Raw genomic sequence first — 13,097 nt, forward strand, 5'->3', positions numbered from 1 at the left:
CGCAATGTACTGGCGTCGAGCCAGCAGGCACAGATGTCATAGCTGCAGAGGCGACAGGAGACTCTGCGACGTTGCGACCTGCCGGATCGCGGGAGCAGAGGATCCTGCCGCCCCTGCAGCGGGCGCACTTATCGGCCCGGCACCTACTGAGGGGCGTCGATGCCCCGTCCGGCGAGGATCCGAGCGATCTCGGGTCGGCGCGCCTCGAGTTCCGCGGGATCCTTGACAGGCTGAAAGCGGCCGTCGGGCCCATCGCGCTCAACCCGCAGCATCGCAGTGTCCACGAACGCCGACAGCTCGCCGATCAGCCGCTCGAACTGCACCACCTCGGCACCGTCGACCTGCTTGTGCACCTCGAACCAGGTGAGCGGCCAGCCAGCAGCGAACACCTCGATATCGGCGACGAGGGAATTCGTGTTCACCGCGCCGGCTGTCGGCAGGTTGACGCCAGGCGGCAGGCGAAACGACTCCACGATCTGCAGCCGCCCATCCACACGCCACGCAGAGCCCCCCGTAGCTGCGCCCCCGACGACTTCGCAAGTGAGCGGTTTCGCCCCGGCCAGGTGAGCGCCGATCACCGCAGGGTCCAGTGTGGCCGCAGCGTTGTCGACGTTGGTGACGAAGAGGCAACGCCCGCCGCCATCCGCGAACCGGCTCAGCCGGCCGCTGCGCTGCATTGCCCACGGCGCGTCGCCATGTCCCGGGGCGTGCAGCGAGACGGCGCCGTCGGCGTCGCGGAACACGTCGCCGCCGGGCGTGAGGCGCATCGAGACGCCCTGGGGGGCGATGCCGATGGGAACGTCTGGCGTCGTCGCCCCAGCCGCCCACTCGCGCAGCATGCCGTCGGATTGGAAGCTGGTCATCAGCCACAAGGGAATGACGCAGCGCAGCTCACTCGCGACGCGTCGCAGGTCGGCCAGCTTGGCGGCCGCGAACGTCAGCCCCGGGAGTGCCTCGGCCAGCGCCTTCACCCCGCCCCCGAAGCGAGTGGCCATGCCGCCGGCGAGGAGCAGGACGCCCACCTGCCCGCCGGCGATCGCTTCGCGACCGGCACGGGCGAGCTGCTCGCGTGCAGCGGAGCCCGGCGGCGGCAGCGGCACCAAGTCGTGGTGCTGCGGGGGCTCGATGCTGCCGCGCACCCAGTTGGCGTCGGTGCTGCCCGCTGCTGATGGCTGTCGAGCGGTCAGCAGGCTGCGCAGGCGGTCGAACGTCTCGGGCTCAAAGCCGTATGCCACGAGCGTCTCGGCGGCCGCGATGTCGATGCCGTACCGGTCTGCCAAGTCCGAGGCGAGCACGGTGCCAGAACCTAGAGGCTGGGTGGACTGCCGACTGCGGCCGGGAATTCGAGGCCGCCGGCTGCGGCCCAGGGCTACACTGCTCGGCGGCTCAGGCACCGTGGGTGACCAGAGCTACTGGCCCCAACGGACACCGGGCGGGATTTCATGCCGACCTACGAGTATCGCTGTACCGACTGCGGTCAGACCTTCGAGCGGTACCAGAGCTTTTCTGACGATCCGATCACCGTGTGTCCGCTGCCTGCAGCCGTGCTTCCTGACGGCAGGACAGCGCTCAACGGGACCGAGACCAACGGAACAGTGCCGGAGTGCGGCGGTGAGGTCCGGAAGGTGTTCTCCAACGTCGGGATCAGCTTCAAGGGCAGCGGCTTCTACCGGAACGACAGCAGGAGCGAGGGCCGGAGCACGTCGAAGGCCTCCGGCAATGACTCGTCGGACTCATCGAGATCAGGCACAAGCAACGATTCGGCAAGCGACTCAGCAAGCAAAGCATCGACCTCTTCGGACGGCAGCTCGTCGAACGGCGCGTCGAGCTCCGCCGTGGAGGCCGCCTCGGCGTCAGGCTGACGCCTCCAGCATCGAGACAAGCCCGCAGCGGCCCAGCCGCTGCGATGGCTTCGCGACGGAGGCTCTCATGGCGTTCATCTCACAGCTCGGCGACATGTGGAGACGTCGCCCCAACACAGCACACTGGGCCGCGGTGGGCGTGGTCGCGCTCGTGGCGCTCCTGCTGGTCGCCGGGACGGCAGGCCGAGCGCGTTCGGCTGCGGCCGCCTGGGGAACCTCAGTGCGCGTGCTGGCCGCGCAGACCTCGCTGGCAGTGGGAAGCTCGCCGACCGAGCATGTCGATCTCGTCGACGTACCGGCCCATCTCGTGCCCGCCGGGGCGCTCACCAGTGCGTTCGGACTCGGCGAGCTGACCCGGGCCGTCCCGCAGGGCGCCTTGCTGACCGAGCTCGACTTCCATCCCGCATCAGGGGTGAGCCCGGGACGCCGGGGCATCGGCATCAGCGTCGTACCCCATGCTCCCGATGTGAAGCCCGGCACCCCCGTAGAGCTGATGCTGTTCGCCGATGTCGATCCGTTCGATCCCGCCGCCAGTGATGCCGATGCCGCTCGCGTGCCGGCCTATGTGCTCGCCGCGTCCCGCGATCGATGGCTGGTCGAGATTGAGCCGGTCTACCTCGACTCGGTCGCACGGGCCAGCGCCACGGGCGTCGTGGTACCGATTGTGCTCAGCGCAGACCGCTGACTGCCACCACGGCCACGGCGGCTGCGAGTGCCAGGCGGTAGCCAGCGAACAGCGCGAACGGGCTGCGCCGCGGGCGGCGACCGGTCCGATCCAGCAGCCACACCATGGCAGCAACGCCCGCCCATGACGCCACCGCTGCGGCAAGGCCCCCGACGAGGAACAGCTGCAGCTCCGCACGAGTAGGTGCAGCATCGCCGAGTGTTGCGAAGCGGTACACGCCTGCCCCGGCGATGAGCGGCAGGCTCATGAGAAAGGCCAGACGCGCCGCGCCAGCCCGGTCGAAACCAAGCCAACGACCTGCCGTGATGGTCACTCCCGATCGGCTGACGCCCGGAAGCAGCGCTGTTGCTTGCGCGAGGCCCATGCCGAGGGCGTCCCGCACCCGATAGGAGTGCTGGGAACGCTGCGCCCCCCGTGCGTGCGCCGCAACGTCGGACCACCACAGCAGCCAGCCGAAGACGGCCAGCAGCGCTGCGATCAGCAGCGGCTGCTCGGCGAGGTCGAGCAGCCGGTCTTCCAGGGCGACGCCCACTACGGCTGCAGGGAGCGCCGAGGCCGCCAAGCTCACCGCGATCAAGGTGTCGCGTTCGGCACGTCCGCGAACGCCGCGCCAGAGTGCGGCCCCATAGCGGGCGATGTCGGCTCGCAGGTACAGCGCTGCACCTGCCAGTGTGCCGACGTGCACGGCGACATCGAAGGCGTTCTCCAGCTCGACCTCGTCGTCGAAGAGATCCCAGCCGGCTAACCAAGGCACCACTTCGAGATGGGCACTCGACGAGACTGGGAAGAACTCTGTCAGTCCCTGCAGCAGGCCAAGCAGGATCGCAACGGCAGGGTCCGGCACCGCAGCCCCTAGTCGTCGCTCCCCACCGAAGGAACGATGCGCGGCCTCCAGCGACGGGGTGGGTCGTAGTGATGGCCGACGGCCCAGCCCTGGCGCATCGATGCCAAGAAGCCGGCGGGATCGTCGTCACCGAAGTCGGGCATCTCCAGGTATGCGCCCCCGAGCGCCTCAGCCACATGGGCGTCGCTGCCCGCACCTGGCGCCAGGCCGTGCTCGCTGGCATAGCGCGATGCCCGCGAGTTGAGGCTGGACAGGCTCGTCTTCGCGTTGAGCACCTCGATGCCATCGACCAGGCCCTCGCCGACCAGCTCGTCGAGCACGTCGTGACGCAGGTTGTTGCGGAGCGGGTCGAACGGGTGCGGGATGTACACGAGCCCGCCCTGGGACTTCACCGCCTGCGCTGCCGCGACCGGTGCCAAGCCCTGCGGGACGCGTTCGGTCAAGAACAACCCGATGATCTCCCCGGCGTGGGTCTTCATCTCCTCGCCGACCACGACGCGCGCATCCAGCTCGCCCTGCAGCTGCTGGGCACCTCGCACAGCGTTGTGGTCGGTGATGCACACCACATCGATGCCGCTTTCGGACAGGCACTGCGCGAATTCTTCCGGTGTTGTCGTGGAGTCACCCGACCACATGGTGTGGGTGTGGAAGTCGACGCGAACCCAGCCCGCCGGGCAGCTGTCTGCGAGATGCGGATGTCGTTCGACGGCTGCAGGCGCGGGTGGGCGCGGCATCGCTCAGACCCCCGAGAGCGCGATGTCGGCAACAATCAGCGGCGGCATCGACATGCCGCCGGCGAGGCGCTCAGCGGTAGCGCCGATGCCGCCGATCCCGAGCAGCATTCGCTGCAGGGTGGAAGCGATGGTCGCCTCACGGAACGGTTCGGCGAGCTCGCCGCCCGAGATCCGGTGCCCCCAGGCGCCGACCGAGAAGTCGCCGCTCGTGGGATTGACGCCGCTGTGCAATCCGCTGACGCCGCGCACCAGCACGCCATGCTCAATGGACTCGTACAACATGCCTGCTGCGATGTCGCCGGTAGCGACGACAGGAGCGTGGGTGCCGACGCCGGGGAGAGATCGCGTGCCGCGCACTGCCGAGCCGGTGGATGCGGTGTCTGAGCGACGCGCCGTGTAGGCGTTGTGCAGGAAGCCGCGCAGCACACCCGCCGAGATCAGCGCGTTGCGGCGCGCTGCGAGCCCCTCGCCGTCGAAGTTCGCAGCCCCGAGCGTCGTCGGATCGGTGGGGTCGTCGACGAGATGGAGTCGTTCGTCGGCAATCTGCTCGCCGACACGATCGGCGAACGGCGAGCGACCCTTGAGGACGCTGTCGGCGGCAAGCACACTCGCGACCACGCCGATGAACGCCGCTGCAACCGGCGGCGCCAGAACCACGGCCACACGCTCGCTCGGCGGTTTGGTGGCGCCGAGCTGGCCGGTGGCCAGCGAGGTCGATTCGGTGACGACCCGGTCGACGTCGAGCTCGTCGGGCCGCCATGCGGCATCGCCGGCGTAGCCGATCTGCGTCTCGTCGCCATCGGTGGCCAGCGGCTGAGCGCCGACCGAGCAGCTTCCGTGCTCGGACTGCACGCAGATGCCGGTGCTCGACGCAAGTGCCGACTGGGACCAACCGTCGCTCCAGGCCGCAACGCGCACGCCGGAAATGCGGGGATCCGCGGACAGGCAGCGGCGTTCGAGGTCGATGGCCGCTGCGATCTTGTCGGCGTCGGACACGCTGAGCACTGCCGGGTCGCTGAGGTCCAAGCCGGGAGGGGCGACATCGTCGGGCTCCGCAAGCCCCTGGTGGGGATCAGGCTCGCCGAACATCACGTTGCGCCGGGCGGCAGCGAGAGTGTCGGCTACGACATCGTCGTCCAGCGAGCCGGCGGATGCGAAGCCCTGGCGGCCGTCCGTGATGACTCGCACGCCGATTGCCGCGCTGTGGCCCGAGCGCAACGACTCGACATCGCCGTTGTAGGCGCGCACCGTGGTGGAGCGCCCCGTCGACACGCAGACCTCGATCTGCTCAGTCCCCTGGGCCTGCTCGCATACCTGCCGCGCGAGCTGGGCCAGCTCGTCAGTGTCGTGCTGGCGCCGTCCGTTCACGCGAGATCACACCCCGCCGCTCACGCGCAGCCGTGCCCCGCCGCTCACGCGGCGGTCCCCCCGACCGTCAGCGCTCGTACGCGCAGCGTGGGCTGACCGTCGCCGACGGGCACGCCTTGGCCGTCCTTGCCGCACGTACCCGGACTCCCCATGGCGAAATCGTTCCCAAGGGCGTCAATGTCGAGCAGCACCTGCGGACCGTTGCCGATCAGATTGCCCTCTCGCAGAGGTTCCGTTATCACGCCGTCCTCGATGAGGTACGACTCGGTCATGCCGAACACGAAGTCGCCAGTGGCGGTGTTGACCTGACCGCCGCCGAGATGCGCCACGTACACACCCCACGGCGTGTCCGCGATGATGTCGGCCGGGTCGATGTCACCGTTCGTGACGAACGTGTTGGTCATCCTGACCATCGGCAGATGCGTGTAGCTCTGGCGCCGACCATTGCCCGACGGCACCCGGCCTTCATCGCGGCTGCGCAGCCAATCCCACATGTAGTCGGTGAGGACGCCGTCGCTGATCAGCTCGTTGCGCTGAGTGGGATGGCCTTCGTCGTCGATGGCCAGCGCACCCCACTCGGGTCCCATCGTGCCGTCATCGACGAGCGTCACCCCCGCTGCTGCGACCTGTTCACCGACCCGATCGGCGAACACCGACGCTCCCTTACGCACCAGATCGGCTTCGAGCCCGTGCCCGCATGCCTCATGGAACAGCACTCCGCCCCCGCCACGGGCAATCACTACGGGCACCTCACCGCTCGGCGCCGGCCGAGCCGCGAGCTTCGTGACGGCGCGCTGTGCGGCACGCTCGGCAAGCTCAGCAGGATCGTGGTCGTCGAACAGCTCCCAGCCCACCGTGTACCCGACGGTCTCGCGGCCGGTCTGCAAGCCGCCGTCGCCGCTCGCGACGCAACCCACCGAGAACATCGTCCGCACTTGGTCGTCAGCAGCACAGACGCCATGGGTGTTGGCCACCAGAATCCGGCGGCGACTCTCGCCGTAGCGCGCCGTCACCTGAGTGATGGCTTCGTGAGTGGAACGAGCGGCATCATCTGCGGCGCGCAGCAGCGCCACCTTGCGCTCGGCGCCGACGGAAGCCGGCAGCACGGCGACTCGCGGCTTGGCGCGAGCGACTCCCCTGATCGACATCATGTCCACTGTGCCGCCCCGCGGCTGGCGAGTCGCCACCGCAGCAGCCGTACGAGCGGCATCTGCCAGCCCTTGGGCGCTCAGGTCGGACGTGTGCGCATAACCCGTGACCTCACCGGCAGTGACCCGGATGCCCACACCGCGGTCGCGGCCCGAATTCATCTCCTCGACCCGGCCTTCGTCAAGAACCATGCTCGCCGATTCCCGGTCCTCGGCGAACAGCTCGGCCCACTCGCCGCCTGCGTCCAGCGCCGCGCGCAACGTCGCGTCGACGGCATCGAGATCGACAAGCGGCTCCGCTGTGATCTCTGCGGCGGCCGTGGTGTCGGAAGTGCGTGTCATGAAGCTGCCAAGCGTCTCAGAAGTCGATGCGAACACGTGATGTATCCGTTGCACGGCCGTATGTGGGCCGCACCGCCGTCACACTATTGTGCGAAGCCACGTGAAACGCTTCGAAACCGATGTGCGTCGCCGTGCCCCCAAGGGCGACGTGCTGGGCGAGCGCTGCGGAGGGCAGCCTGAGCGTTACTCCCGCTCGGCAGGCTGACGGCAATGCGCGGCGCCACAGCACCAGTCCAGTCTCCGCAGCGGCGGTCGCGCATTCCACACGGCCTTGTTACGGTGCTACGCGTCTGCGTGAGCGCAGGTCTCTTGGCCCTGCTCATCTTCATCAGCCGCGATGAGTTGTCGGCACTCGATGTCGGATCCAAGAGCGCTGCGGCCGCCTGGCTGACTGCAGCCGCCCTGGTCATCGCGGCAGCCTTCGTCATGGCCGCGATGCGCTGGTGGCAGGTGGCCGACACACTCGACGTCCGGGTGTCCGGACGCTCGACGCTGTCGATCTATCTCGCCGCACTGTTCGTCGGGAACTTCCTGCCCACCACCATCGGCGGCGACGTACTGCGCGTCAACCGGCTGGCTCGCATCTGCGGCAGCCAGGCCAACGCATTCGCCACTGTCATCATCGAACGCCTGACGGGCTGGGTCGTCCTGCCGCTGCTCACGTTGGCCGCGCTGATGTCGCAGCCGGGCTTGCTGAGACACTCCGGAGGTCAGATCGCCGGTGGGCTCGCGCTCGGAACGCTGGTCGTGCTCGCGTTCATCGTCTGGGTAGCAGAACATCCCCGCGGACTCGGCCGACTCGCGGGCGGAACACGCATCCGGGAAGCGCTCGGCGCAGTTCACACGGGTCTGAGCGTGTTCCGGCGACATCCGGGGGCCGCGGGCCGACTGCTCACGGTCGGGTTGGCGTATCAATTCCTGCTCGTCGTCGCGACGGCCTTGGCGGGAGCCGCGATCGGCGTGAATCCAGGTCTTCGAGCCTGGCTGGCCTTTGCGCCCATGGTGTTGATCGTTCAGAATCTGAGTGCCATCGGCGGTCTCGGAGTGCGTGAGGGCGCGCTCGTGCTGTTCCTCGATGCACATGGTGTCAACGAAGGCGAAGCGGTGCTGCTGGGCCTCCTGGTGTATGCGCTGACGTTGCTGGTGAGCCTGACCGGAGCCCCGGCGCTGGCGCTCGGCGGCCGTCGCAACCGCAACAAGGTGCCCGCTGAAGTGCCTGCTGAACGCTGAGTACCCTTGGGCCGCGAATGCACCTCGCCAAGCTCACCAGTCCGGCTGACCTGCGAGCACTCAGCCCGTCTCAGCTCGATGAGCTCTGTGCGGAGATCAGAGACTTCGTGGTGCAGGCTGTCTCGCAGACCGGCGGACATCTCGGCTCGAATCTCGGCGCGGTCGAGCTCAGCGTTGCGTTGCATCGGGTCTTCGAATCGCCACGCGACGTCATCATCTGGGACACCGGCCACCAGGCCTACGTGCACAAGCTCATCACCGGTCGGCGGGACGGCTTCGAGAAGCTGCGCCAGCGGCACGGCCTGTCGGGGTACCCGAGCACGTCCGAGTCGCCCCATGACGTCGTCGAGAACAGCCACGCTTCCACCTCATTGAGCTGGGCATCTGGGCTCGCCGCCGGATTCCAGCTCACCGGTCGCGAGCACCGACGTGTCGTCGCAGTCATCGGCGACGGCTCCATGACCGGCGGGATGGCCTTCGAAGCGCTGAACAACCTCGGCCACTACGCCCAGCGGGCATTGATCGTGCTCAACGACAACGGTCGCTCGTACGCCCCGACCGTCAGCCGGCTGTCCACGGTGATGTCGCGGCTGAGACAGTCGCCTCACTACGTGCAGGGTCGCCGGGCGGTAGACCACCTGCTCGAGCGAGTGCCATTGGGCGATGGCGTGCGCCGAAGCTTGGACAGCGCCGCCGCCGCGATGCGCGAGATGTGGGAGCCGCCGGCGTTCTTCGAGACGCTCGGCGTTCGCTATGTCGGCCCGGTCGACGGGCACGACATCTCGGCCATGGAGTCGGCCTTCCGCGACGCTGCCGCGTATGTCGGCGGTCCCATCGTCGTCCATGTCGTGACACAGAAGGGGCGCGGCTACGCCCCCGCCGAGCACGACACCGAGAAACATCTGCACGACATCGGCCTGTTCGACCCCGCCACGGGTAGTGCCCCAGCTCTCGGCACCGACAAGCCGTTACTGGCTCCGACTGTGCCCGATGAACCGGCTCGCCAAGCCGAGCCGACTGTGCCCGATGAACCGGCTCGCCAAGCCGAGCCGACTGTGCCCGATGAACCGGCTCGCCAAGCCGAGCCGGTCTTGCGCGACTACACCGCCGTCTTCACTGAGACGCTCATCGCAGCAGCGCGCCGCAATCGCGACATCGTCGCAATCACCGCGGCCATGCCTGGCTCCACCGGGTTGCTGCCGTTCCAGCGCGAGTTCCCTGATCGCTTCTACGACGTCGGCATTGCCGAGCAGCATGCGCTGACCTCGGCCGCAGGCATGGCGCGCACCGGGCTCCGACCGGTCGTAGCGGTGTACTCGACGTTCCTGGCGCGGGCTTTCGACCAAGCGCTCTACGACATCGGCCTGCACCGGCTGCCGGTCATCCTCTGCGTCGACCGGGCCGGCATCACCGGCCCCGACGGCGCCTCCCACCACGGCCTCTACGACATAGCCATGTTCACCCGAATCCCGGGCATGACCGTATTCGCCCCATCGGCGCCCGACGAGCTGCCAGCAGCGTTCGCCCAAGCCCTCGAGATTACCGACGGCCCCGTGGCAATCCGCTGGCCCCGCGGCAAGGGCCCGCTGACCGGAGCAGCAGAGCCGTCTGACGTCATGACGGGCGATGTGCGCTTGCAAGCCCGTCAACACCGTTCAGGCCCAGACGCCTGCATCCTGGCCGCCGGCCAGACATTCAACGCAGCGATCGAAGCCGTCGAACTGCTCAGCGCCGACGGCCTCGACGTCTCGCTGTGGGACCCGAGAGTCCTGAAACCGCTCGACCGCGCCATGCTGCTCGACGCTGCCGCGCACCCGCTTGTCGTGACCGTGGAGGACGGCGTACGCGTGGGCGGCTTCGGCAGCCTCGTCAACGATGCGCTCCAGCAGCTCGACGCGCCGGCCGTCCCACGCATCGCTCAATTGGGAACCCCCGACGCCTACCTCCCCCACGGAACGGCCGCCGAACTGCACGCCGAACTCGGCCTCGACGCCACCGGCATAGCCGCCGCAGTAACCAAGACCCTCGCCCGCATCACCGCTTAGCGACGCGCAACGGCCCGGAGCAAGAGCCCCGGGCCGTCGAGAGTTGAGTTGTGAGAGCTAACCCAGCTCGGAACCAACAACCGAGACGAAGCTCACCGCCGCCCCAGGCTGCCCGCCCAGATTGTGCGTGAGCCCGAGCGTTTTGCCCTGCTCGGTCACCGACGGAATCTGCCGTTCAGGCGGGGCCTGACCGCGCAGCTGCAGCCAGCACTCGAAGAGCATCCGCAGGCCGGATGCACCGATCGGGTGGCCGAAGCTCTTCAGACCGCCGTCGGGATTGACCGGCAGGTCGCCGTCGAGGTCGAACGTGCCGGCCATGGCTTCCTTCCAGCCCAACCCACGCTCGGCAAACCCGAGGTCCTCCATCAGGACCAGTTCGGTGGGCGTGAAGCAGTCGTGCACCTCTGCCATTGCGATCTGCGAACGCGGGTCGGTGATGCCGGCCTGCTTGTACGCCTCGGCTGCCGATGCCACAACTTCACGGAACGTCGTGTAGTCGTAGGTGCTGTCGAGCGCACCGGTTGCCGGACCGGAGGCAAAGCTGAGGGCCTTGATGTACAGCGGGTTGTCGCAGTACTTGTGCGCGTCCTCAGCCCGGACCAGTACCGCGGCGGCCGAACCGTCGCTGACGCCTGAGCAATCGAAGATGCCCAGCGGACCAGCGATCAGCGGCGAGCCGGCGATGGTCTCCTTGGCCACTTCCTTGCGGAACTGCGCCCGCGGGTTCAGCGAGCCGTTGCGGTGGTTCTTCCACGCGATGCGGGTGAGGACTTCCTTCATGGTGTCCTCGTCGAGCCCGTACTTGTGGGCGTAGGCCGGTGCCAGCAGGCTGAACGTGGCCGGTGCCGTGATGGTGGAATCGGTGCCGTCGCTCGGCGGGCGGGCGCCCGTCAGACCGGAGTAGCCCGAATCCTTCAGCTTCTCGACGCCGATGGCCATCACCATGTCGTAAGCGCCCGAAGCAACTGCATAGGCAGCGTTGCGGAACGCCTCAGAGCCGGTGGCGCACATGTTCTCGAGCCGGGTAACCGGCTTGTAGTCGAGCTGCAACGGCTTCGACAGTGTCAGGCCGGAGACACCCGAGCCCATCGTGCCGAGCCAGAAGGCGTCGATGTCGTCTTGGGTGACGCCAGCGGATGCGTACGCATCGTGCGCGGCGTCGGTGAGCATGTCATCGACGCTGCGATCCCAGTGCTCGCCGAACTGGGTGCAACCCATCCCGACGATCGCGACCTTGTCGCGAATGCCATGTGAACTCATGTGTGCCTGCCTTGTGGTGAGTTGTGGGTACTTGACATTATGGCCGCTGGCCCGTGGCTGTGCTGCTTGCTGCTGCTCCCGCAGCACGCTGGACTGCTTCAGCCCGCAGCCGGGCGAGCCTTCCAGAAGTAGTTGTGGATGCCCTCGGCTGTGTACAGCCGACGGAAGGTCATCTCGACGCGGTCGCCGATGCGCACCTCTTCAGGGTCGACGTCGGTCATCTCGGCTTGGAATCGCCCACCGCCGTCGTAGTCGATGACCACGGCCACCATGGGCGGCGACAGCGAGAACGCCAGCCGGTCGACGGTGAACGTTGCGATGGTGGCCGGGATGTCGGCCATGCGGACCGGCTCCATGTCGTCGACGGCGCCGCCCTCCATGGACACTCGCATGGGGGGCATGTGGATGGCGCCCGAGCTACGGTCACGCGAGCCGATCAGGGCGTACTTCCAGTCCTCTGACCGGAATGCGGGAGGTGCGCCAGGCCGTTCGGGGTCGGGACGCCGGGGCGGCTCACGATCCAGGAATCCACGCCACGTCAGGTACTGGTTGTAGTCGAGCGCGTCGTTGCCGCCCTCGATCTGGGACCCAACGGTGCGGAACGGCTCGTAGTCGGCGATGGCATCGGTGGTGTGCATCACCGTTGCAGTAGCGCCGTCTGCCAGCCGGATGATGAGGTAGTTCTGGTTGGGCTCAGCGTTGTCGAGGATCGATGCCACCACCAGGCCTGTCTGTGCCCCGCCGGCGTTGCCGATCTGTGCCGTGAGGTCGTTCACCAGCTTGTCGCCGGCGAGTCGCGACACGCCTCGCGCCGCCCGAGCGTGCATGCCGGTCACCGAGACACCGTCGATGTCGTCGATGGTGAGATCAGCAGCGGCCAAGGCACGTTCGACGGCGCGCTGCGCAAGCGGCAGGTAGGCCTGCTCGCCGAAGCGTTCTTCCCACACGCGTGAGAAGTCGTCGCCGGGTTGACGGTAGCGATCGAGGAATTCAGCGACTTCAGTTGCCGAACCGAGTTCGTGAGCAATGATCGGCGACGAGCTGCCGTCACCGATCAGAAATGCGGCCGCGCCGTCACCGCCGCTGGCTTCGTCGCCGCTGGTCGGCCGACCGGTGCGAATGTCGGACAGAACCATCAAGTTGTCGCCTGGGGCGTTCAGCGCCAGCCCCAGGGCGGCCTCAATCGAACGGGGGGCGCCGTTGAGGTCGAGAGCCGTCACCGAAGACGGCAGGTTGAGCGCCGCATGAATGGCGGTGGCGTTGGTCTTGTCAAGGTAGGCCGGATTCGAAGTCGAGAAGATCACGCGGTCGACGGAGGCGTCGCCGCTGCCGCCCCGCAGGCAGTTGCGCGCCGCCTCGACGCCCAGCGTGGTGGTGTCCTCGTCGTAGCTGGCCACGGCACGGTGACCACGGCCGCCGCCGGCACCCATGGCCACTGTGATCCTCGACCGGTCGAGCCGCCAGTAAGGCACGTAGGTGCCGTACCCGATGATCCCTCGTTCCGCCATGTCGTCTCTCCCCGGTACGAATCCTCAGCCGGGTTCCGATGCCGTCGGCACGTACGGCCGCCTGGCTCACC

Annotated in this window: 11 protein-coding genes; 4 read left to right on the top strand and 7 right to left on the bottom strand. The window is 68.0% G+C overall.

Going from position 1 to position 13,097, the window contains the following annotated elements; genetic code table 11:
• Positions 1 to 143: 143 nt before the first annotated feature.
• Positions 144 to 1,295, bottom strand: coding sequence for a UTP--glucose-1-phosphate uridylyltransferase (locus tag ACOGI5_RS01425; RefSeq protein WP_419862687.1), 1,152 nt, complete (start codon positions 1,293 to 1,295; stop codon positions 144 to 146).
• A gap of 147 nt (positions 1,296 to 1,442) precedes the next feature.
• Between ACOGI5_RS01425 and ACOGI5_RS01430 the strand changes: the two genes are divergently transcribed.
• Both ACOGI5_RS01430 and ACOGI5_RS01435 read left to right on the top strand, forming a co-directional pair.
• Positions 1,443 to 1,862 carry an FmdB family zinc ribbon protein gene (locus tag ACOGI5_RS01430; protein ID WP_419862688.1) on the top strand — a complete coding sequence of 140 codons (420 nt, stop codon included), beginning with the start codon at positions 1,443 to 1,445 and terminating at the stop codon, positions 1,860 to 1,862.
• A gap of 67 nt (positions 1,863 to 1,929) precedes the next feature.
• Positions 1,930 to 2,547: a hypothetical protein gene (locus ACOGI5_RS01435; RefSeq protein WP_419862689.1), complete on the top strand. Its 618-nt coding sequence runs from the start codon at positions 1,930 to 1,932 to the stop codon at positions 2,545 to 2,547.
• Here ACOGI5_RS01435 and ACOGI5_RS01440 read toward each other — a convergent pair.
• Genes ACOGI5_RS01440 through ACOGI5_RS01455 form a run of 4 tightly spaced genes read right to left on the bottom strand, consistent with a single transcriptional unit; the run spans position 2,531 to position 7,019 of the window.
• On the bottom strand, positions 2,531 to 3,391 hold the full coding sequence (locus tag ACOGI5_RS01440) for an undecaprenyl-diphosphate phosphatase (protein ID WP_419862690.1): 861 nt from the start codon (positions 3,389 to 3,391) through the stop codon (positions 2,531 to 2,533). The genes ACOGI5_RS01435 and ACOGI5_RS01440 overlap by 17 nt on opposite strands.
• An 8-nt stretch (positions 3,392 to 3,399) precedes the next feature.
• Positions 3,400 to 4,125 carry a PHP-associated domain-containing protein gene (locus ACOGI5_RS01445; protein WP_419862691.1) on the bottom strand — a complete coding sequence of 242 codons (726 nt, stop codon included), beginning with the start codon at positions 4,123 to 4,125 and terminating at the stop codon, positions 3,400 to 3,402.
• Between the two features lie 3 nt (positions 4,126 to 4,128).
• Complete coding sequence (locus tag ACOGI5_RS01450; RefSeq protein WP_419862692.1) at positions 4,129 to 5,493, bottom strand: TldD/PmbA family protein; 1,365 nt, start codon at positions 5,491 to 5,493, stop codon at positions 4,129 to 4,131.
• Between the two features lie 44 nt (positions 5,494 to 5,537).
• Entirely contained in the window at positions 5,538 to 7,019 is a 1,482-nt protein-coding gene (locus ACOGI5_RS01455) for a TldD/PmbA family protein (RefSeq protein ID WP_419862693.1), read from the bottom strand.
• A gap of 174 nt (positions 7,020 to 7,193) precedes the next feature.
• Between ACOGI5_RS01455 and ACOGI5_RS01460 the strand changes: the two genes are divergently transcribed.
• Positions 7,194 to 8,213 (top strand): lysylphosphatidylglycerol synthase transmembrane domain-containing protein, encoded by a 1,020-nt coding sequence (locus tag ACOGI5_RS01460; RefSeq protein ID WP_419862694.1) that lies wholly within the window; start codon positions 7,194 to 7,196, stop codon positions 8,211 to 8,213.
• Between the two features lie 17 nt (positions 8,214 to 8,230).
• The gene (locus ACOGI5_RS01465) at positions 8,231 to 10,258 is read left to right on the top strand and encodes a 1-deoxy-D-xylulose-5-phosphate synthase (RefSeq protein WP_419862695.1); all 2,028 of its coding nucleotides are present in this window, start codon (positions 8,231 to 8,233) and stop codon (positions 10,256 to 10,258) included.
• Positions 10,259 to 10,315: 57 nt separating this feature from the next.
• On the opposite strand, the gene ACOGI5_RS01470 is transcribed toward ACOGI5_RS01465, so the two are convergent.
• Positions 10,316 to 11,518 carry an acetyl-CoA acetyltransferase gene (locus tag ACOGI5_RS01470; RefSeq protein WP_419862696.1) on the bottom strand — a complete coding sequence of 401 codons (1,203 nt, stop codon included), beginning with the start codon at positions 11,516 to 11,518 and terminating at the stop codon, positions 10,316 to 10,318.
• 98 nt (positions 11,519 to 11,616) lie between these two features.
• Positions 11,617 to 13,026 carry an OB-fold domain-containing protein gene (locus ACOGI5_RS01475; protein ID WP_419862697.1) on the bottom strand — a complete coding sequence of 470 codons (1,410 nt, stop codon included), beginning with the start codon at positions 13,024 to 13,026 and terminating at the stop codon, positions 11,617 to 11,619.
• Between the last annotated feature and the right edge of the window lie 71 nt (positions 13,027 to 13,097).

Origin of the sequence: Candidatus Poriferisodalis sp., assembly GCF_965208925.1 — a bacterium.
Classification (GTDB): Bacteria; Actinomycetota; Acidimicrobiia; order Acidimicrobiales; family Poriferisodalaceae; genus Poriferisodalis.